Source organism: Maricaulis maris (assembly GCF_036322705.1).
Classification (GTDB): domain Bacteria; phylum Pseudomonadota; class Alphaproteobacteria; order Caulobacterales; family Maricaulaceae; genus Maricaulis; species Maricaulis maris_B.
On the sequence record NZ_AP027270.1, the window covers coordinates 1,259,715 to 1,278,661 of the forward strand.

Annotated in this window: 20 protein-coding genes; 12 read left to right on the top strand and 8 right to left on the bottom strand. The window is 64.8% G+C overall.

Annotated elements, in window-relative coordinates; genetic code table 11:
* Window positions 1–28 precede the first annotated feature (28 nt).
* The 4 genes from AAA969_RS05830 to AAA969_RS05845 all read left to right on the top strand — a co-directional run bounded on the left by AAA969_RS05830 (window position 29) and on the right by AAA969_RS05845 (window position 2,763).
* Window positions 29–1,513, top strand: coding sequence for a leucyl aminopeptidase (locus tag AAA969_RS05830; protein WP_338244568.1), 1,485 nt, complete (start codon window positions 29–31; stop codon window positions 1,511–1,513).
* A gap of 80 nt (window positions 1,514–1,593) precedes the next feature.
* Window positions 1,594–2,046 (top strand): DNA polymerase III subunit chi, encoded by a 453-nt coding sequence (locus tag AAA969_RS05835; protein ID WP_338244570.1) that lies wholly within the window; start codon window positions 1,594–1,596, stop codon window positions 2,044–2,046.
* Complete coding sequence (locus tag AAA969_RS05840; RefSeq protein WP_338244572.1) at window positions 2,043–2,396, top strand: hypothetical protein; 354 nt, start codon at window positions 2,043–2,045, stop codon at window positions 2,394–2,396. The genes AAA969_RS05835 and AAA969_RS05840 overlap by 4 nt, the downstream gene beginning before the upstream one ends.
* A gap of 13 nt (window positions 2,397–2,409) precedes the next feature.
* Window positions 2,410–2,763, top strand: coding sequence for an I78 family peptidase inhibitor (locus tag AAA969_RS05845; protein WP_338244574.1), 354 nt, complete (start codon window positions 2,410–2,412; stop codon window positions 2,761–2,763).
* 10 nt (window positions 2,764–2,773) lie between these two features.
* Here the strand turns inward: AAA969_RS05845 and AAA969_RS05850 are convergent, their stop codons facing one another.
* Both AAA969_RS05850 and AAA969_RS05855 read right to left on the bottom strand, forming a co-directional pair.
* Window positions 2,774–3,088, bottom strand: coding sequence for a hypothetical protein (locus tag AAA969_RS05850; protein WP_338244576.1), 315 nt, complete (start codon window positions 3,086–3,088; stop codon window positions 2,774–2,776).
* 278 nt (window positions 3,089–3,366) lie between these two features.
* Window positions 3,367–5,247: an ABC-F family ATP-binding cassette domain-containing protein gene (locus tag AAA969_RS05855; protein WP_338244577.1), complete on the bottom strand. Its 1,881-nt coding sequence runs from the start codon at window positions 5,245–5,247 to the stop codon at window positions 3,367–3,369.
* A 117-nt stretch (window positions 5,248–5,364) separates the two neighbouring features.
* On the opposite strand from AAA969_RS05855, the gene ndk reads away from it, so the two are divergent.
* From ndk to AAA969_RS05875, 4 genes are all read left to right on the top strand, one after another.
* Window positions 5,365–5,787, top strand: coding sequence for a nucleoside-diphosphate kinase (ndk, locus tag AAA969_RS05860; protein ID WP_338244579.1), 423 nt, complete (start codon window positions 5,365–5,367; stop codon window positions 5,785–5,787).
* Window positions 5,788–5,993: 206 nt separating this feature from the next.
* Complete coding sequence (locus tag AAA969_RS05865; RefSeq protein ID WP_338244581.1) at window positions 5,994–6,668, top strand: type 1 glutamine amidotransferase domain-containing protein; 675 nt, start codon at window positions 5,994–5,996, stop codon at window positions 6,666–6,668.
* A gap of 72 nt (window positions 6,669–6,740) precedes the next feature.
* A complete protein-coding gene (locus AAA969_RS05870) occupies window positions 6,741–7,538 on the top strand; it encodes an IS5 family transposase (protein ID WP_338247222.1) in 798 nt (265 codons plus the stop codon).
* Window positions 7,539–7,677: 139 nt separating this feature from the next.
* Entirely contained in the window at window positions 7,678–8,697 is a 1,020-nt protein-coding gene (locus tag AAA969_RS05875) for an adenosine deaminase (RefSeq protein WP_338244583.1), read from the top strand.
* Here AAA969_RS05875 and arfB read toward each other — a convergent pair.
* The 3 genes from arfB to purM are packed head-to-tail and all read right to left on the bottom strand — an operon-like array spanning window position 8,694 to window position 10,838.
* Entirely contained in the window at window positions 8,694–9,113 is a 420-nt protein-coding gene (gene arfB / locus AAA969_RS05880) for an alternative ribosome rescue aminoacyl-tRNA hydrolase ArfB (protein WP_425324990.1), read from the bottom strand. The genes AAA969_RS05875 and arfB overlap by 4 nt on opposite strands.
* A 17-nt stretch (window positions 9,114–9,130) precedes the next feature.
* The gene (purN, locus tag AAA969_RS05885; protein ID WP_338244585.1) at window positions 9,131–9,781 is read right to left on the bottom strand and encodes a phosphoribosylglycinamide formyltransferase; all 651 of its coding nucleotides are present in this window, start codon (window positions 9,779–9,781) and stop codon (window positions 9,131–9,133) included.
* 16 nt (window positions 9,782–9,797) lie between these two features.
* The gene (purM, locus tag AAA969_RS05890; protein ID WP_338244588.1) at window positions 9,798–10,838 is read right to left on the bottom strand and encodes a phosphoribosylformylglycinamidine cyclo-ligase; all 1,041 of its coding nucleotides are present in this window, start codon (window positions 10,836–10,838) and stop codon (window positions 9,798–9,800) included.
* Window positions 10,839–10,983: 145 nt separating this feature from the next.
* Between purM and AAA969_RS05895 the strand changes: the two genes are divergently transcribed.
* Genes AAA969_RS05895 through AAA969_RS05910 form a run of 4 tightly spaced genes read left to right on the top strand, consistent with a single transcriptional unit; the run spans window position 10,984 to window position 16,507 of the window.
* Window positions 10,984–12,087, top strand: a complete 1,104-nt coding sequence (locus AAA969_RS05895; RefSeq protein ID WP_338244592.1) for a DUF2066 domain-containing protein — start codon at window positions 10,984–10,986, stop codon at window positions 12,085–12,087.
* Between the two features lie 17 nt (window positions 12,088–12,104).
* Complete coding sequence (locus AAA969_RS05900) at window positions 12,105–12,794, top strand: hypothetical protein (RefSeq protein WP_338244594.1); 690 nt, start codon at window positions 12,105–12,107, stop codon at window positions 12,792–12,794.
* The gene (locus tag AAA969_RS05905; protein WP_338244596.1) at window positions 12,791–14,965 is read left to right on the top strand and encodes an RNA degradosome polyphosphate kinase; all 2,175 of its coding nucleotides are present in this window, start codon (window positions 12,791–12,793) and stop codon (window positions 14,963–14,965) included. The genes AAA969_RS05900 and AAA969_RS05905 overlap by 4 nt, the downstream gene beginning before the upstream one ends.
* A 6-nt stretch (window positions 14,966–14,971) precedes the next feature.
* Window positions 14,972–16,507: a Ppx/GppA family phosphatase gene (locus tag AAA969_RS05910; RefSeq protein ID WP_338244598.1), complete on the top strand. Its 1,536-nt coding sequence runs from the start codon at window positions 14,972–14,974 to the stop codon at window positions 16,505–16,507.
* 562 nt (window positions 16,508–17,069) lie between these two features.
* On the opposite strand, the gene AAA969_RS05915 is transcribed toward AAA969_RS05910, so the two are convergent.
* The 3 genes from AAA969_RS05915 to rnd all read right to left on the bottom strand — a co-directional run bounded on the left by AAA969_RS05915 (window position 17,070) and on the right by rnd (window position 18,894).
* Complete coding sequence (locus AAA969_RS05915; protein WP_338244601.1) at window positions 17,070–17,351, bottom strand: RHS repeat-associated core domain-containing protein; 282 nt, start codon at window positions 17,349–17,351, stop codon at window positions 17,070–17,072.
* 24 nt (window positions 17,352–17,375) lie between these two features.
* Entirely contained in the window at window positions 17,376–17,597 is a 222-nt protein-coding gene (locus tag AAA969_RS05920) for an RHS repeat domain-containing protein (protein WP_338244603.1), read from the bottom strand.
* A gap of 136 nt (window positions 17,598–17,733) precedes the next feature.
* Entirely contained in the window at window positions 17,734–18,894 is a 1,161-nt protein-coding gene (rnd, locus tag AAA969_RS05925; RefSeq protein ID WP_338244605.1) for a ribonuclease D, read from the bottom strand.
* Window positions 18,895–18,947 lie beyond the last annotated feature (53 nt).

The window sequence follows — 18,947 nt, forward strand, 5'->3', positions numbered from 1 at the left end:
CCCACGCGACTGGATGAGAGGGAATACCATGAAAATCGAATTCGCTGCCGCTCCGAACGCTGCCGGCGCGATCGCCGTACCGGTCTATGAAGACGCCACGCTGTCGCCGGCTGCCGCCGCGCTCGACGCGGCATCCGGCGGCGCTGTAAAGCGCGCCATTGCGGCCTCGCGCTTTACCGGAAAACCCTCCCAGACCCTGGAAATCATGGCGCCGGCCGGCAGCGAAGCCAGCCGCGTTGTCCTGTTTGGTCTGGGTGCCAAGGACAAGCGCACCGCTTCGACACTGGAAAAGGCGGGCGCAGCCGTCGTTGCCAAGCTTCTGCTCAGCGGCGAGACACGCCTGTCGATCCAGTTTGACGGTGAAACCGATGCCGAGGGCGCAGCCCGGGCCGGTCTTGGCGCGCGTCTGGCGGCCTATCGTTATGACCAGTTCCGGACCAAGCTGAAAGACGACCAGAAGCCGTCCCTGAGCGAGCTCACTATTGCCGTCTCCGATGTTGACGGCGCGCGCAAGGCCTGGGCCGGCTGGGGTGCCGTGGCTGACGGTGTCGACCTCGCCCGCGAAGTGACCAACCTGCCGCCGAACATCCTCAACCCGGAAACCTATGCCAAGAAGATCGAGGGCATGGCCGAGTTCGGACTCGAGATCGAAGTCCTCGACGAGGTCCAGATGACCGAGTTGGGCATGGGCGCCCTTCTGGGTGTCGGCCAAGCGTCGGAATTCGAGAGCAAGATCGCCATCATGAAATGGAATGGCGGCAAGGCGGGCGAGAAGCCGCTCCTGTTCGTCGGCAAGGGCCTGACCTTTGACAGTGGTGGCATTTCGCTCAAGCCGGGTGCCGGCATGGACGAAATGCGGGGCGACATGGGTGGTTCGGCCGCTGTGGTCGGCCTGATGCGCGCACTCGCCGGTCGCAAGGCCAATGTCAATGCCATCGGTATTGTCGGCCTGGTCGAGAACATGCCCGACGGCAATGCCCAGCGTCCCGGCGACATCGTTACGGCGATGTCCGGCACGACGATCGAAATCCTCAACACCGATGCCGAAGGCCGTCTCGTTCTCGCTGACGTGCTCTGGTACGCGCAGGACCGGTTCGACCCCAAGCTGATCATCGACCTGGCGACCCTCACCGGCGCCATCCTGATCGGTCTCGGCAATACCCGCGCCGGCATTTTCTCGAACTCGGACGAGATCGCGGCCCAGCTGTCCTCGGCCGGTGACGCGTCCGACGAGCCGGTCTGGCGCCTGCCGCTCGGCCCGGATTACGAAAAGCACATCGAGACCAAGAATGCCGACATCAAGAATGTCGGTGAGGGTCGTCTCGCCGGCTCGATCTCGGCGGCCGAGTTCCTCAAATGCTTCGTCAATGACAAGCCCTGGTGCCATATCGACATCGCCGGTACGGCGATGGGCGGCATGAGCATGAAGGACGATCCGCGCCAGCCGAGCTGGGGCACGGGCTGGGGTGTGCGCATCCTCGACCGCTTCGTGCGCGACAATTACGAGGGCTAGGCCCTTGGCGTGATCAGGGCGGCCCCGAGTGGCCGCCCTTTTCATGTCGGGATAGGGTTTGGCGATGCGGGGGAGCAGGCATGAGCGGCGATCTCTGGTTTTACCATCTCGAGCGCTCCTCGCTGGACGAGGTTCTGCCCGAGCTTCTGGAAAAGACGCTGGCGCGTGGCTGGCGGGCCCTTGTTCGCTCGCCCGATGCCAAGCGTCGCGAGGCCATCGACCAGCTTTTGTGGACCTGGCGTGACGACAGCTTCCTGCCGCATGGCCAGGTGGAGGCCGGGTCGCCCGAGCGTCAGCCGGTGCTGATCGCCGAGGACGAAGCCAATCCGAACGGCGCGCAATGCCTCTTCCTGCTGGATGGCGCCGAGCCCGAAAAACCGTCATCCTTTGACCGCATGATCGTCATGTTTGACGGGCAGGACGAGGTGGCTGTGCAGGACGCACGGGCCTTGTGGAAGAAAGCCTCGGGGCGGGGCTGTACGGTCTCATACTGGCGCCAGTCGCCGGAAGGCCGATGGGAGAAGAAGGCATGACACGATTTTTGTTGATCGCTCTGGCGGGCCTCTCGGTCACCGCCTGTTCGACCGCCGGTCAGCTGATGGATGGCGGGCATCCCATCGATGGCGGCGACACGATGATGCCGGCGCCCGACTTTGCCGAGGACGGCATCGGGGACAACTCGGTTGATCCCGACGCGTTCTGCGGGGCCAATGCCATGGGGTATCTGGTCGGCCAGCGGGTCGGTGAGGTCGATCTGGACAGTCTGCATGGCCAGATCCGCCTGATCTATCCCGACACGCCGGTGACCCGCGACTATCGCCGCGAACGGCTCAATCTTGACCTCTCGGACGCCGGTGTCATCCTGCGCCCCTGGTGCGGTTGAGCGAGGCTGGTCAATGAATGTGCGTGTGATCCTTCTGGGCAGTGTCGTCCTCCTCGTCGCGGGCTGCGCCCTGACAAGCCGCGGTGGCCCGGCCTCCGGACCACAGGCCGCTGGTGAGCTGCCGCCGCTCGGCGCGGCCGAGGATGTCGCGGACAGTGCCGTGCGCGCGCCCATCACCGGCACGTGTGGCATGGAGAACCTGCAGCACTATGTCGGCCAGCCGCGCGTCAACGTCCCGCGCGGGGCAATGCCGGACGTCTATCGTGTCGTGGGGCCGAATTCGGCCGTGACAATGGATTACCGGGCCGAGCGGCTCACCATCCGGGTCAATGAGAGCGACATCGTCGAAAGCCTCGCCTGCGGCTGAGCCGGCGAGCTCAGCCCGCGAACAGGTGCTGTAGTCGCCCGACATGATGACGGGTGAGCGAGAGCGAGTGCGCGGCGAGCCAGTCGCTGACCGCGTGGGCGGTGCGGATCGCCGCCTCCGGACTCAGGATCGCCTCCTGATCGCCAGCCTCGAAGTCCGGGCTCTGGTGCGTGTCCGGGTCGGCCGGCATGACCCCGTCGACACGCAATCTGTCCGGGCTGTGAAAGCTGTTGTCATGACGCGAGGCCGATGGCTGCGGCGCGTGCGTCGCGCCGGCCTTGCGCACGGCGGGGGTGCGAGGCGCGGATGTCGGTTCGATCTTCATGATCGTGGACCGTTGTGCGGGACTTCCGAAACAAGGAAATTGCCGGACCACAAGGGTCCGGCAGGGGCCATGTCAGCCAGTTTGTGTGCCACCGGGCCAGCATCCATGTGGTGAATGACGCCCGGCAGCGCGCCTTCGGATCTCATTGATCCATCCACCTTGTTCCAGGATGCTCATATTATATGACCATAAGTGCGAAGGGTTTCTTAATGGGACGAACGGCAGGCGATTGTGCCGCAAGCCATTGAAACCTTGTCCGGTTAGCTCCGCTTCTGGCGCTACCCCGCCTGCGCCGCTTCCAGCTTTTCCTCGGCTTCCAGCCAATTCATCTCGGCCGTGTCGAGCAACTCCACCGCCTTGGCGCGCTTGATCTGGAGGTCGGTCGCGGTCTTGGGGTCTTTCTGGTAAAGGCCGGGGGCGGCGAGGGCGGTGTCGATGACGTTGATGACGCCGCGCAGGCGATCGGCTTCCTTTTCCCAGCGGGCAATCGTATCGCGCAGCGGTTTGAGGGCCTTGCGCTGATCGGCGGCGGAGCGGCGGGCAGCGGTCTTTTCGTCGGTGGCGGCGGTCTTCTTTTTCGTCCCGTCTTTCGGGGCACGGCCGAGCAGGGACTGGCGATAGGTCTCGATATCCTCGTCATAGGGTTTGACCGTGCCGTCGGCGACGACCCAGAGCCGGTCGACACAGCTCTCGATCAAATGCCGGTCGTGCGAGATCAGGACGACGGCGCCTTCATACTCATTGATCGCCTGGATGAGGGCGGCGCGGCTGTCCATGTCGAGGTGGTTGGTCGGCTCGTCGAGGATCAAGAGGTGCGGGCCTTCAAACGTGATCAGGTTGAAAAGCAGCCGCGCCTTCTCACCGCCTGACAGCGTGTCTGCGGGTGTCTCCTGGCGGTCACCGGGCAGGCCGAATGTGGCCAGCCGGGCCCGGCGCTGGGCCTCGGTCGCATCCGGCATCAGCTCGATGATGTGCTGGTAGGCCGACATGTCCGGCGACAGGCTGTCGATCTGGTGCTGCGCGAAATAGGCGATCTGCATCTTCTTGTGCTTGCGCAGATGCCCCTCGAGTGGATCGAGCCGGTCGCACAGCAGCTTGGCCATGGTCGACTTGCCGGCGCCATTGCGGCCGAGAATGCCGATCCGGTCCTCGGTATCGATATTGAGAGTGACGTCGCGCAGCACCGGCTTGCCGGGCGCATAGCCGGCCTGCAGGTCGACCATGCGCACAATGGGCGGTGCCATGCGGCGCTGCGGGCTGGGGAAGTTGAAGGGCGCCACCGGGTCCTCGACCTGGGTCGCCACGATCTGCATTTTCTCCAGCCGTTTGACCCGGGACTGGGCCTGTTTGGCCTTGGAGGCCTTGGCCTTGAAGCGGTCGACGAAGGATTGCAGGTGTCGTCGCTCGACCTCCTGCTTCTCGACCATCTTCATCTGCAGGCGCTGTTTTTCCGCCAGCGCCTTCTCGAAATCATCATAGCCGCCGTCCCAGACGGTCAGCTTGCCGTTCTTGAGGTGGGCAATCTTCTGCATGGCCCCGTTCAGCAGGTCGCGATCGTGGGAGATCACCAGCACGGCGCCGGGGAAGGTCTTGAGATAGCTCTGCAGCCACATCACGCCTTCCAGGTCGAGATAATTGGTCGGCTCGTCGAGCAGCAGCAGGTCGGGCCGGGCAAACAGGGTTGCTGCGAGGGCAACGCGCATGCGCCAGCCGCCGGAGAATTCCCGGCACGGACGGCGCTGTTCCTCGCCGGTAAAGCCCAGCCCGGCCAGGATAGAGCCGGCGCGGGCTTCCGCGGTATGGCTGTCGATGTCGGCGAGCCGGGTCTGGATCTCGGCAATGCGGTTGGGCTCGGTCGCGGTCTCCGCTTCCGCCAGCAGGGCGGCGCGTTCGTGATCGGCAGCCATGACGACATCAATCAGCGCGTCATCTCCGCCCGGCGCTTCCTGGGCGACCGATCCGACACGAACGCCTTTTTGCACGCGCGCCTCACCGCCTTCCGAAGCGATCTCGCCGCGGATCAGGCGGAACAGCGTCGATTTGCCGGTCCCGTTCCGTCCCACCAGACCCATCTTGGTCTTGGCCGGCAGGAAGAGGGTCGCCTGATCGAAGAGCATCCGCCCTTCAATGCGATAGGTGAGGTCATTGATGTGCAACATGGGAGAAGCCGCGTAGCGCGGCTTGTGGTGCCGCGCAAGCGCCGCTATAAGCCGCGCGAATCCACAGGCCGGGTGTGTGCCCGGACAATCACAGTTTCAGTCTCAAGGACTTCTCTCATGGCGATCCAACGCACCTTCTCCATCATCAAGCCTGACGCCACTGCCCGTAACCTCACCGGCGCCATCAACGCCAAGATCGAGGAAGCCGGTCTGCGCATCATCGCCCAGAAGCGCATCCATCTGTCGCGCGAGCAGGCCGAAGGTTTCTATGGCGTCCACAAGGAGCGTCCCTTCTTCAACGACCTCGTCACCTTCATGATTTCCGGCCCGGTCGTGGTCCAGGTTCTCGAAGGCGAAGATGCGATCGCCACCTACCGCAAGGTGATGGGTGCGACCAATCCGGAGCAGGCTGATGCCGGCACGATCCGCAAGGAATTCGCCGAGTCGATCGAAGCCAATTCGGTGCACGGTTCCGACGCGCCGGAAACCGCTGCCGAAGAAATCCCCTTCTTCTTCTCGGACGACGAAATCGTCGGCTAAACCGGGCGCGATACCAAGACAGGAAGGCCCGGCGCTTGCGTCGGGCCTTTTTCTTTGCCGGTTGTCCAAGTGGATCGGACTCAGGTCGGGCCCTTGAACTGCACCGAGGTCAGGCGCACCTGCAAGCCATGGCCGACGCGCCCGATAATCGCGGCGCCGCCGCGCCGGGCGAACGCTAATTCCCAAACCCCAATGGAGACGATGTGATGAAAATCCTGATGGTGCTGACCTCGCACGACAAGCTCGGTGACACGGGCGAGAAAACCGGCTTCTGGCTGGAAGAGTTTGCGGCGCCCTATTACGTCTTCAAGGATGCCGGTGCCGAGATCGTGCTGGCCTCGCCGGCCGGCGGCCAGCCACCGCTCGATCCCAAGAGCGACGCCGAGGACTCCCAGACCGAAGCCACCAAGCGCTTCAAGGCCGATGAGGCGTCCAACAAGGCCCTCGCCACGACCCACAAGCTGGCCGATATCACCACGGACGGGATTGACGCCATTTTCTACCCCGGTGGCCATGGGCCGCTCTGGGACCTCGCCGAGAACGCGGACAGCAAGCGCCTGATCGAGGCCTTTGCCGCTGCCGACCGTCCGGTCGGCGCGGTCTGTCATGCCCCCGCCGTCTTCCGGCACACCAAGGGCAGCGACGGCAAGCCGCTGGTCAGCGGCAAGCGGGTCACCGGCTTCACCAATAGCGAGGAAGCCGCGGTCGGACTGACCGATGTTGTCCCCTTCCTGGTCGAGGACATGCTCACCGAGAATGGCGGCCATTACGAAAAGGGCGATGACTGGGCCAGCTTCGTGCTTGTCGACGGCAAGCTGGTGACCGGCCAGAACCCGGCATCATCCGAAGCGGCCGCCGAAAAACTTCTCGGCCTGCTTTAGGTCATAAACTCATAAACGGGATTCCGTTTTTTGCCGAAGCCTGATTCAACCTCCTTGAGGAGGATTTGGATCATGGGCCGTCGTCGTTACGAACTGACCGATTTCGAGTGGTCGATCATCGAACCCTTGCTGCCGAACAAGCCACGCGGGGTGCCGCGCGTGGACGACCGCAAGGTGATCAACGGGATTTACTGGCGCCTGCGCACCGGCTCGCCCTGGGCGGAGATCCCCGAGCGCTACGGTCCGGCGACGACCTGCTACAACCGGTTCGTCCGATGGCGCAAGCTGGGTGTCTGGGATCGGATATTCGACGCGGTTACAGCCGCTTACGACGGCGACATCCAGATGATCGACAGCTCTTCGATCCGCGTTCACCAGCATGGGGCGAACGCAAAAAGGGGTCCGCACGCCGCCGCGAGAGACACCCCTGACACCCGATGCATGGGGCGCTCGCGAGGCGGGCTGACCACGAAAATCCATGCGCTTGTGGATGCCAACGGCCTACCCGTCGCCCTCAAGCTCACCCCCGGCCAGGCTCATGACGGACGCAGCGCCACCGACATGCTCGACGGCATCGGCGAAGGCCAGATCCTGCTGGCCGATCGGGCCTATGATTCCGACGCGTTGCGCGTCTCGCTCAAGGCCCGTGGCGCATGGGGATGCATCAAGCCGATGCCGAACCGCAAGAACATCCCCAGCTTCAGCGCCTTCCTTTACCGGCAGCGCAATCTCGTCGAGCGCTTCTTCAGCAAGATCAAACACTTCCGGGCCATCGCCACGCGCTTCGAAAAACACGCCGAGAACTATCTCGCCGCCGTCAAACTCGCCGCCATCCAAATCTGGCTTCGATTTTATGAGTCGGTGACCTAGTCTGAGCGAGGCCGGGGCGGGTATTTCTCCGCCCCGGCTGTCGGCCCGGCACCGTCCAGCCGCAGTGCTGCTGAACCAGCGCTTGCGCCACGGCGCGGGCACGAGGACCATGGTGCATCCCCAGACGCAGGAGCCCGCCATGACTGATCTCGCCCGCCTTGTTCAAGCCCTGCCCAAGGCCGAGCTGCACCTGCATCTGGAAGGCTCGCTCGAGCCCGAACTCATGTTCGAGTTGGCGCAGCGCAACGGGATCGAAATTCCCTACGCGTCGGTCGAGGACATCCGCGCGGCCTATGATTTCTCCAATCTCCAGGATTTTCTCGACGTCTATTATGTCGGCATGAATGTGCTGATTACCGAGGCTGACTTCTTTGATCTGACCTGGGCCTATCTAAAGCGCGTCCACGCCGAGAATGTCCGCCATGTCGAGATATTCTTCGATCCGCAGGGCCATACTGATCGCGGCATCGCCTTTGCCACGGTGGTCGACGGTATCACCCGCGCCCTCGATCAGGCGAAGGCCGAGCTGGGCATCACCTCAAAGCTGATCCTGTGTTTCCTGCGTCACCTCTCCGAGGAGGCGGCTTTCGAGACACTGGAAATGGCCAAACCGCATCTCGACCGGATTGACGGCGTCGGGCTGGACAGTTCCGAGCTGGGTCACCCGCCGTCCAAATTCCAGCGCGTCTTCGACGCTGCCGGTGACCTGGGCCTCAAGCGCGTGGCGCATGCCGGTGAGGAGGGGCCGCCGGACTACATCCACGAGGCGCTCGACCTCCTCAAGGTCGACCGGCTCGATCATGGCAATCGCGCCCTCGAGGACGGCACGCTGGTCGCTCGGCTGGGCCGCGAACAGATGACGCTGACCGTTTGCCCGCTGTCCAACCTGCGTCTGTGCGGCATTGCCCGGCTCGAGGACCATCCCTTGAAGCGGATGTTGTCATTGGGGCTGCGCGCCACCGTCAATTCCGACGATCCGGCCTATTTCGGCGGTTATGTGAATGACAATTATCTCCGCACGGCCGCGGCGATCGGCCTGACGGCTGATGAGATCATCGAACTGGCCAGGAACTCCTTCCTCGGGAGTTTCCTGCCTCAGGCGGAGATCGAGCGGCATCTCGCCGAAATTGATGCGGTCGTGGAAGCGCTGGCAGTCTAATCCTCGGCGCCCGGCTTGCGGCGCAGGGATTTGGTCTGCGATTTTTGCCCCTTGGCCGCCTTCACCCGTTTTATCGAGGCCAGCGACGGACGCGCTTTCTTGCGCGGTTTCGGGGCGATCAGCGCCTGCTCGATCAGCCGGCGCAGCCGATCGCGCGCGGCGGCGCGGTTGCGTTCGCGCTCGCGATGGGTGTCGGCGCGGATGACCAGGCCGCCCTCCTTGGTCATGCGCGATCCGGCGAGGCGCACCAGGCGTCGTTTGGCGGCTTCGGGCAGGCTTGTGTTGCCGGCAAGGTCAAACCGCAACTGGACGGCGCTCTCGGTCTTGTTGACATGCTGGCCGCCGGGACCGGAAGCGCGGATAAAACGCTCCTCGATTTCGGACTCGTCAATATCGAGGTCGTCGGAAATGCGCATGACCCCGCCCCATCCCGTCAGTCGTGCGGGTTCATCAGGAGTTCGGCGCCGAATTCGCGCACTTGCAGGCGGACCCGTTCTCCGGCGACGCGAGCCTTGCCGGAGCAGGCGAGGGCGACGCATTGGGCGTAGAGGGCGTGTTCGGCCTGCAGGACCCGGTTCGACAGCGTCTCCGCCGTGTCGCCCGGCAGCACCGGGACCGCGGCCTGGCCGATGATGGGCCCGTCATCCATCTCCGGACGGACATAGTGCACCGTGCAGCCGTGGATGCGCACACCGGCTTCAAGGGCCCGCTCATGCGTGTGCAGCCCCTTGAAGGCCGGCAGCAGGGACGGGTGGATATTGATCAGCAGGTCGCGCCAGCGTTCGGTAAACCAGGGCGTCAGAATGCGCATGAAGCCGGCGAGGCAGACGATTCGGGCGCCATACAGCTTGATCGTGGAATCGAGGGCTTCCTCGAAGGCCTCGCGATCGTCGAAATCACGATGATTGACGACCTCGGTCTCGATCCCGGCCGCACGGGCGATGTCGAGGCCGGCTGCATCGGGGTTATTGGACGCCACCAGCACGATCTCGGCCGGGAAGTCCTCGTCCTTCGCCGCCTCGATCAGGGCCTGCATGTTGGAGCCGCGCCCGGAGATGAGCACGGCGATCTTGGTCTTCGCCATCTGTGTGCCCCTCGCGTCAGGCCGGTTTGAGTTCGCCGATGATCATGGCGGTCTCACCGGTCAGCGCAAGCGCTTCCATCGCCGCATCGACATTGGCCGGCGCCACGGCGAGCAGCATGCCGATGCCGCAATTGAAGGTACGGTGCATCTCGTGCGCCTCGATCCCGCCGGTTTCGGCGAGCCACTGGAAGACCGGTGGCAGCGTCCAGGCGCTGTAGTCGATATGCGGGACCAGATGGTCCGGGGTCATGCGCGGCGGGTTTTCAACCAGTCCGCCGCCCGTGATGTGAGCGAGGCCGGTGAGCAAGTTGGACTTGATGAGCGGCAGGCAGGCCCGGACGTAGAGGCGCGTCGGCGCGAGGAAGGCCTCGCCGAGCGTCAGGCCCGGGGCGAAGGGGGCTTCATCCGACCAGTCCAGACCGGCCAGCTCGACAACTTTGCGGACCAGCGAAAACCCGTTCGAGTGGACACCGGAGGAGGCGAGGCCGATCAGGACATCGCCGGCGGCCATCTTGTCGTGGTCCGGCAGGAGGCGTCCGCGCTCGGCGGCACCAACGACGAAGCCGGCCAGGTCGAAGTCATCGCCCTCATACATGCCCGGCATTTCCGCCGTTTCGCCGCCGATCAGGGCACAGCCGCTGTCCTTGCAGCCGGCGGCAATGCCCGAAACGATGGCTTCGCCGCGCGCCGGGTCGAGTTTGGAGCAGGCCAGATAATCGAGGAAAAAGAGCGGCTCGGCGCCCTGGGCGAGGACGTCATTGACGCACATGGCGACCAGGTCGATGCCGACCGTGTCGACCTTGCCGGTCGCAATCGCCAGCTTGAGCTTGGTACCGACACCATCGGTCCCCGAGATCAGGATCGGATCCGTGTATCCGGCGGCCTTGAGGTCAAAGGCGCCGCCAAACCCGCCCAGATCGGCTGCCGCACCGGCCCGGCGCGTCATCGCGGCCAGTGGCTTGATGCGATCGACCAGGGCGTCGCCGGCGTCGATGGAGACGCCGCTCTCGGCATAGGTCAGCCCGTTCGGGCGATCTTGGTTTCCGGTTCCGGACATGCCGTTTCCTTACCTCTGTCAAAACAGGTCTGTAAAAACAGGCGCGGTGTATGTCGAAACACGCCCCGGACGCAAGCCGCGGGCTTCACGCCCGGCAGCGTGTGGTTATAGTGCGGGCCAAGACAAAGTTACAGGAGTCGTCCCCGTGCGTTTCATTCTCGCCGCGCTCTGCCTGAGCCTCGCCTGCCTGCCCGCAGCCCGGGCCGACGATCCCTATACGATCACCGGTGTCGCCATCGACGCCACGGCGGACAATGCGCTGCAAGCCCAGACGGCGGCCATGCGGCGCGGCCAGGCCGCCGCGGTCCGGCGCCTGATCGAACGCCTGACCCTAGCCGAGGACCGTGCCGGCACAGCACTCGAGCTGGAAGCCCACATGTCGGAGACCGGCGAAATGGTGTCCGGTCTGGGCCTCGATCCGGCGATTATCGCCGAGATGATCGCCGGCCTCGAAATTTCCGACGAGCAGCGCAGCGCGACCCGTTACCTCGCCCAGCTGGAGGTGACCTTCGATCCCCGTGCCGTCCGTCGCGTGATGGCGGCCTATGGCGTGCCTTATGTCGAATCGCAGTCGCGCCCGCTCCTGGTGCTTCCCGTGTTCGAGGGCGAGACCGGTTTCAGCCTGTGGGAGAACAATCCCTGGCGTGCCGCGTGGTCCGGACAGGAGTTTGGTCATTCTCTGACGCCGGTCATCGTGCCGAGCCGACGCGGCAATAGCGCACCGGTACCGATTACCGCGCGTCAGGCCCTGCAACTCGACCCGGAAGCCCTCACCAATACGGCGCTGATGTATGGCATCAACCGGATCGTGGTGTTGCGGGCTGGCGAGCGCGATGGTGTCCGCCGGCTTGGTGGCTATCTGGTGGAAATCGATCCGTCCGGTGAAATCCTGACCGATACCTGGGGCCCCGAGGTCGTTTATGGCGGCTGGAGCGATGCCGCGCAGATGTTTGTCACCGATCGCGAGGACGACTGGAAGCGGCGCTCGGTTGTGCGCGATCTGGAAACCCGCTCGCTGCGCGTAACCGTGCTGTATGGCGGTCTGGCGGAATGGCACAGTCTGCAGGAAGCCCTCAGCCGGGCCTCGCTGGTCGAGAGCGCCCAGCTCGATGCGCTGTCTCGCGACGGGGCCCGCATGACCGTGGATTATCGCGGTGCGTTCGAACAGCTGGTCTCCGAGCTTGCCGAACGGGGAGCGACGCTGGAAGAACACCCGCGACTGGGGTGGGTGGTCCTGTCCGCCCGCTGAGACGCGCGACAGCAAACATGATGGCAATGACACCGCAAATGGCGCTGGACCTGCCGGCGCGTCGGGATTTCAGCGAGGCCGCCTTTATTGCCGGCGCGTCGAATGCGGCGGCGCGTGAGCTGTTGGCCCGGCCCTCTGAATGGCCGCGCAATGTCATGGCGCTGATCGGACCGGAAGGCGTCGGCAAGTCGCATCTCGCCGCGATCTGGGCCGAGCGGAGCCACGCCGTCACCATTCCCGCGCTGGTGCTGGCCAGCCACCTCGCGGCGCTCGGTCCGAACCAGGCGCTGGTCATCGAGGATGTCGATCAGGGTGTCGATGAAGACGCCCTGTTTCATGTCTTCAACCGGGCCGCCGAGGGCGATATTTCGGCCCTGCTCCTGACCGCCCGGACCTTGCCGGCGCAATGGTCGGTCAGCCTGCCGGATCTGGTGTCCCGATTGCGCGCGCTCGAGCATGTGGACCTGCACGAAGCCGATGACGGGCTGCTGACCCGGATCATGGAAAAACAATTGGCAGACCGGGGCGCACCGGTCCGTCCGGGCGTGATAGACTATCTTCTGCCGCGCATGGAGCGATCCGTCGCCGCGGTGCGCCTGCTCGCCGAACGCATGGACAAGCTGGCGCTTGTGAAAAAGACCCCGATCACCCGCGCGGTCGCGCGCGAGGTGCTGGACAGCTGGACTGAAACCGGAGACGCCGCATGAATGCCCCCGTCGGCGAATTTGCCGAAACCGAGACGCTGATGGACTCGCCCAAGCGCTTCCTCAATCGTGAGCTGTCCTGGGTGCGCTTCAACCTGCGTGTGCTGGCGGAAGCCGCGAACCCGAACCATCCGGTGTTCGAGCGCCTGCGTTTCCTGTCAATCTCGGCCAGCAATCTCGACGAGTTCTACATGGTCCGCGTCGCCGGCCTGCGGGCCCAGATGCACAATGGCGTGACCGCGACCAGCATTGACGGGCTGACCCCGGCCGAGCAGCTCGAGCAGATCCATGCGCTCGCTGGCGAATTGATGCTCAGGCAGCAGACGCTGTGGCGCGCCCTGCGCACCGAGATCGGCAAGGCGGGGGTCAAGGTTCTTGAACCCAAGCAGGTCTCCCAGACCGACGAGGCCTGGTTGCGCGGTGACTTCCTCAAGCACACACTCCCGGTGATCACGCCGCTGGCGATTGACCCGGCTCACCCCTTTCCCTTCATCCCCAATCTCGGCTTTGCGCTCGCCCTGCAGCTGCGCCGGAAGGGGACAGGCAAGCTGATGAATGCACTCATACCGCTGCCCAGCGGCGTGAAACGCTTCGTCGAATTGCCGGCGCGACCGGCGCGCGGCGGCGGCCGCCCGGACCGACGTTTCATGACGCTGGAGAGTGTCCTGACCATGTTCGTCGATACGCTCTTTCCCGGGCACGAAGTGGTCGGCAAGGGCAGTTTCCGGGTCATCCGCGACAGCGATATCGAGGTCGAGGAAGAATCCGAAGACCTGATGCTGGAGTTCGAGAACCTGCTCAAGCAGCGCCGTCGCGGTGTCGTGGTGCGCCTGACGATGGATGACGGCATGTCGCCGGCCTTGCGCGACCTGATCGTCCAGCACCTGCATGCGGGGCCGGAGGACACGGTACCGGTCAATGGGATTCTCGGCCTGGCGCAGGTCAGCCAGCTGATCCCGGACGACCGCGCAGAGCACAAGTTCACGCCTTATGAGCCGCGCTATCCCGAGCGTATTCGCGAGCACCGGGGTGATTGTTTCGCGGCGATCCGCGAGAAGGACATCATCGTCCACCACCCCTATGAGAGTTTTGATGTGGTGGTCGAGTTCCTGCGCCAGGCCGCTGCCGATCCGGACGTCGTCGCGATCAAGCAGACGCTTTACCGGACCTCCAAGGACAGCCCGATTGTCGCGGCGCTGATCGAGGCCGCCGAGAGCGGCAAGAACGTGACCGCGCTGGTCGAGCTGAAAGCGCGCTTTGACGAGGAGGCCAACCTGAAATGGGCCCGCGACCTCGAGCGCGCCGGCGTCCAGGTCGTTTATGGCTTCATTGAATACAAGACCCACGCGAAGATCTCTTTGATCGTCCGTCGCGAAGGCGCCGAACTGCGGACCTATGCGCATTTCGGGACCGGCAATTACCATCCGATCACGGCACGGATTTATACCGACCTCTCGCTCTTCACTGCGGACCCGGCTTTCGGACGCGACGCCGGACGCGTGTTCAACTACGTCACCGGCTACGCCCGGCCGGACAATCTGGAACGTCTGGCGGTCTCGCCGATCGGCATGAAGGAAGCCATCCTCGCCCATATCGAGCAGGAGATCTCCAATGCCCGCGAGGGCTTGCCGGCAGCGGTCTGGGCCAAGCTCAATTCCCTGGTCCATCCCGAGATCATCGACGCGCTCTATCGCGCCAGCCAGGCTGGCGTTCGGGTCGAACTCGTCGTGCGCGGCATCTGCTGCCTGCGTCCGGGCATTCCCGGCCTGTCGGACAATATCCGGGTGAAATCGATCGTCGGGCGCTTCCTCGAGCATTCGCGCATTGTCTGTTTTGCCAATGGCAAGGCGATGCCGTCGCCTGCAGCCAAGGTCTATATCTCGTCGGCCGACTGGATGCCGCGCAATCTCGACCGCCGGGTCGAGCATCTCTGCCCGATCCAGAATCCGACCGTGCACCGTCAGGTGCTCGACCAGATCATGGTCGCCAACCTCAATGATACCGACCAGTCCTGGTACATGGACGGCGAGGGCGATTATCGCCGCGTGGACACGGCCAATGTCGACAAGCCGTTCAGCGCGCATGCCTATTTCATGACCAATCCCTCATTGTCAGGGCGCGGTCATGCGTTGAAGAACGACCAGCCGCCCGTCCTCACCGACAGTACAGGCTGATCTGGATTGACCCATCCGCTGACATCCTCCGACTTCCTGGCCGAACAGGCCATCCACCGCGATATCGCGGTCATTGATGTCGGCTCGAACTCGGTCCGTCTGGTGCATTTCCGGGTCGAGGGTCGCTCGCTCTGGCCGATCTTCAACGAGAAGGTGATGGCCGGTCTGGGGCGCGGCGTGCATGACACCGGCAAGCTGCACCCCGAGGGCCGCGAGATCGCCTTGCGCGCGCTCAAGCGTTTCCAGCGACTGCTCGACGCCAAGGGGGTGAGCGACCGCCATGTCGTGGCCACCGCTGCGGTCCGCAATGCCAGTGACGGGCCGGACTTCATCGAGGCTGTCGCCGAGCGAACCGGTCTCGTGGTCCGTGTGCTGTCGGGGGCGGACGAAGCGCGCCTGTCGGCGATGGGTGTCGGCGCCGGCATCCCCGACGCGGACGGGCTGATGGGGGATCTCGGTGGCTCCAGCCTCGAGCTGACCGGGCTGGATGGCGGCTTGCCGGCGCGCGGCGTCTCGACCTCCCTCGGCCCGCAGGAAATGCTGGGCGATGGTCCGATGGATGAGGCCAGCCTGGTCGCATCGATCGACGCCCAGCTCCTCGCGACCGGCCAGCTGACCGGGCAGGGCGGCCGCTTCTACGCCGTCGGCGGCGCCTGGCGGGCACTCGGCCAGCTCGCCTTCGCGCGCTTTGGCTATCCCTTGAATGTGGTGCACGAATTTGCCCTGACTGCAGCCCGCGCCGATGAGTTGGCCCGGCTTGCCCAAAGGCTCAGCCCGGCCTCGCTGCGCGGAACGGCGGGTGTCTCCTCGCGCCGGGTCGCGACCTTGCCCTATGCCGCACTCCTGCTCCGCCGGATCATGCATCATGGCCGCTTCGACAAGCTGGTCTTCTCGGCCTATGGGGTGCGTGAGGGGGTACTGGCCGCCGGTCTGCCGCCGGCGCTGCTGGCGCTGGATCCGTTGATTGCCGGGGCCGAGGCGATGGCCCGGCCCAATGCCCCGACGCCCGATTTCGGCCGCGCGCTTGCGCGCTGGCTGGTGCCGGCCTTCGGCGCGCTCGAGACAGCCTTCGGCGAGGCGCGTGACAGTGCCCTGCATGAAGCGGCGACGCGTCTGACCGATCTGGGAGCGCGTCATCATCCCGATCATCGTGCCGACCTGGCCCGCGATGTCGTGCTCTACGCCCCCTTTGCCGGCATCGCCCATGCCGAACGGGTCTTCCTCGCTGCGGCCATTCATTACCGCTATGGCGGTCGCCGCGCGCGCCTGGAAGACGATCCCATCTTTCATCTGATCAGCGAGGATCAGCACAACCTCGCCCAGATGCTGGGCCTGTCACTGCGCCTCGGCGCCAAGCTCTCGGGACGCTCACCGGCCCTGCTGGACCGCTACACGCTGAGCGTCGAGGCCGATGTCATCCGGCTGGAAGTCGATGAAAGTGTGCGCGACCTCTATGTCGAGCGCTCGGTTTCGCTGCTCGACCAGCTCGCCGCCGCCGTCGGGCGGACGGGTGAGGTAGTCTATGTGACGGGGCAGAAATAGCCGGGGCAGAGTAATAACCGAAATACCCGGGACAAAATACCCCGAAATACCCGGGACAGGCACCGTTTCCGGCACGATCGGTTCGCCGCGCCTCACAGGAGCGGGCACGCCTGTTGATTGTGTCGTTTCCGCTCTTTTTTCCGCTTTATCCCCCGCTCCACAAACCTTGTCCGCATCCCCTCCACCCCACGCGATAATGCCTGCGGTCTTCGGGACGGGAGGCACTAAACGACCGACCCCATCTACCTGGCGCATTGGAAACGGGCTGGAGATAGTCCGGGAAAACTTCGCGAGCGGGATGCCGCGGACACCACACACACCGCAGACCCACCAACCGGACACCCCCGGTGTTCACCGGCATCCCGCTCCCTCCCACCCCTTCGGCGCAACAGCGTGCGGAGAGCAAAAGCCGTGGGCGCGCTGGCAGGCGGGCGAGACAAGGGTCGGGACCGGATTAATGGTTGCCGGGCCGGTCGACGCCGACCGGAGCAGGGATGTGACCCGGATACGGCGACCTCTCGGCAAGCGGTTTTTGGATAGGTGAGCGCCTGAGGCGCACGAGTTAAGGGGCACTCGTGAAAAACGGTACGTGTCCCCGATTTTTCGGCCAGTAATAACGGGCCCGATAGTAGTAGAGCTCGCTCTCCGGGTCGTAGCGGCGGCCGGTATAGCGGAAGGGGTTGCCGGAGGTGTTGAGCGGCGCTTCGACGCCATAGGGCGTGTAGACATAGCGGTCGGTCAGGGCGCCCGCCTGGTTGGCCAGAGCGATCACCGAGCCCAGCCGGTTGGCGTGGTAGTAGAAGCGGGCCGTGGCCGCGCCGGTGGACGGATTGGTGACGATCATCGCCTCGCGCCGATCGACACCGGATCACAAAAAGGAGGGGCCGGGCACATAGCGCACCAGGTATTGCCCAGCGCTGTTGATCTCGCCGATTTCCATCCCGCCCGCATGCACGAAGCCGGTCCAGGCCGTGCCATTGTTGAGCGTTCGCGACAGGCGCCGACCGATGACGTCATAGCCATAGCTGATGGTCTGACCGGACTGGACGATCCCGGTAAGACGATTGCGCGGAAACGGCGGGACAGGCATAATTCACCTGTCGCGGCACAAGCACACCGCGCAAGCCCCACCTTAACCGCTGGCTGACCAACGATGCCGGGGCCACTTCGCGCGCGGAGCGGCTCTTTCCGGACGGATTGCTTGACCGATCCGACGGGCCTCGGCCTCAGCCCTTGGTCTCGACCACTACGACCTTGCCGTCCTTCAGGGCCAGCGCCACGTCGCCGCGCTTGAGCTTGAGCGCGGGCTCGCCAAAGACCTCCCGGCGCCAGCCTGACATCGCTTCGACATCGGCCTTGTCGTCGGCAGCGATCTTTTCCAGGTCGGCGGCGTTGGCGATCAGGCGCGGTGCCACGCCCTTTTCGTCGGCGACCAGCTTCAGGAAGACCTTGAGCAACTCGACCGTCGGGCCGAGGCCCTGGGGCGGCGGGGCCGGCTTCTCGACCTTCGGGGCGTAAGCCTCCGGATCGGCCATGGCCTCGCCCATCTTGTCGAACAGGCGACGTGCGGCGCTGGAGCGTTCGAAGCCCTTGGGCACGGCGCGCAGCCCGGTCAGCTGTTCCGGCGTGGTCGGGGCGACGCCCGCGATCTCGTAGAGCGCGTCGTCCTTCATCACCCGCTGCCGCGGCATGTCGCGCGTCTGGGCCTCGGTCTCGCGCCAGGACGCAGCAGCCCGCAGGGCGGCGACCCATTTCGGCGTGGTCTTGCGCAGCTTCAGGCGGCGCCAGCTTTCTTCCGGGTCGAGCTGGTAGGTCGACGGACTGGTGAGCGTCTTCATCTCCTCGGCCAGCCATTCGGTGCGGCCCTTCTTTTCGAGGCGCTCGACCATGATCGGATAGAGGTCCCGGAGATGGGTGACGTCGGCGATGGCGTATTTGGTCTGCGCGTCGGAGAGCGGACGGCGCGACCAGTCGGTGAAGCGCGGGCCCTTGTCGATCGGGCGGTTGAGCAAGGTGCGCACGAGGGCGTCATAGGCGATGGAATCGCCCAGACCGAGCGCCATGGCCGCGACCTGGCTGTCGAACATCGGATGCGGGATCAGGCTGTCGCCACCCTTGTGGAAGAAGATTTCCAGGTCCTGGCGCGCCGCGTGGAAGACCTTGATGATCCGCTCGTCCGCCATCAGCTCCCAGAACGGCTCCATGTCGAGGCCTTCGGCGAGCGGGTCGATGATGACCTCGGTGTCTCCGGCTGCGGCCTGGATCAGACAGAGCTGCGGCCAGTAGACCGTCTCCCGCATGAACTCGGTATCTACCGCGACATAGGGATGCTGCAGGAGGGCGTCGCAGGCCGCTTCGAGGGCCTCAGTCGTCGTAATCATTGTCATGAAGCGGCCCTTTAGCGCGGACCGCGGCCTTTGGCTATCGTTTGGGCCAGCCG

Excerpts from the sequence above, each read along its gene's own strand:
- AAA969_RS05840 (WP_338244572.1), top strand. The coding sequence starts at position 2,043 with ATGACACGATTTTTGTTGATCGCTCTGGCGGGCCTCTCGGTCACCGCC.
- AAA969_RS05920 (WP_338244603.1), bottom strand. The coding sequence starts at position 17,597 with ATGCCTGTCCCGCCGTTTCCGCGCAATCGTCTTACCGGGATCGTCCAG.
- AAA969_RS05855 (WP_338244577.1), bottom strand. The coding sequence starts at position 5,247 with ATGTTGCACATCAATGACCTCACCTATCGCATTGAAGGGCGGATGCTC.
- rnd (WP_338244605.1), bottom strand. The coding sequence starts at position 18,894 with ATGACAATGATTACGACGACTGAGGCCCTCGAAGCGGCCTGCGACGCC.
- AAA969_RS05870 (WP_338247222.1), top strand. The coding sequence starts at position 6,741 with ATGGGCCGTCGTCGTTACGAACTGACCGATTTCGAGTGGTCGATCATC.
- ndk (WP_338244579.1), top strand. The coding sequence starts at position 5,365 with ATGGCGATCCAACGCACCTTCTCCATCATCAAGCCTGACGCCACTGCC.
- AAA969_RS05835 (WP_338244570.1), top strand. The coding sequence starts at position 1,594 with ATGAGCGGCGATCTCTGGTTTTACCATCTCGAGCGCTCCTCGCTGGAC.
- AAA969_RS05900 (WP_338244594.1), top strand. The coding sequence starts at position 12,105 with ATGATGGCAATGACACCGCAAATGGCGCTGGACCTGCCGGCGCGTCGG.
- purN (WP_338244585.1), bottom strand. The coding sequence starts at position 9,781 with ATGGCGAAGACCAAGATCGCCGTGCTCATCTCCGGGCGCGGCTCCAAC.
- AAA969_RS05845 (WP_338244574.1), top strand. The coding sequence starts at position 2,410 with ATGAATGTGCGTGTGATCCTTCTGGGCAGTGTCGTCCTCCTCGTCGCG.
- AAA969_RS05905 (WP_338244596.1), top strand. The coding sequence starts at position 12,791 with ATGAATGCCCCCGTCGGCGAATTTGCCGAAACCGAGACGCTGATGGAC.
- AAA969_RS05830 (WP_338244568.1), top strand. The coding sequence starts at position 29 with ATGAAAATCGAATTCGCTGCCGCTCCGAACGCTGCCGGCGCGATCGCC.
- AAA969_RS05865 (WP_338244581.1), top strand. The coding sequence starts at position 5,994 with ATGAAAATCCTGATGGTGCTGACCTCGCACGACAAGCTCGGTGACACG.
- arfB (WP_425324990.1), bottom strand. The coding sequence starts at position 9,113 with ATGCGCATTTCCGACGACCTCGATATTGACGAGTCCGAAATCGAGGAG.
- AAA969_RS05915 (WP_338244601.1), bottom strand. The coding sequence starts at position 17,351 with ATGATCGTCACCAATCCGTCCACCGGCGCGGCCACGGCCCGCTTCTAC.
- AAA969_RS05850 (WP_338244576.1), bottom strand. The coding sequence starts at position 3,088 with ATGAAGATCGAACCGACATCCGCGCCTCGCACCCCCGCCGTGCGCAAG.
- AAA969_RS05875 (WP_338244583.1), top strand. The coding sequence starts at position 7,678 with ATGACTGATCTCGCCCGCCTTGTTCAAGCCCTGCCCAAGGCCGAGCTG.
- purM (WP_338244588.1), bottom strand. The coding sequence starts at position 10,838 with ATGTCCGGAACCGGAAACCAAGATCGCCCGAACGGGCTGACCTATGCC.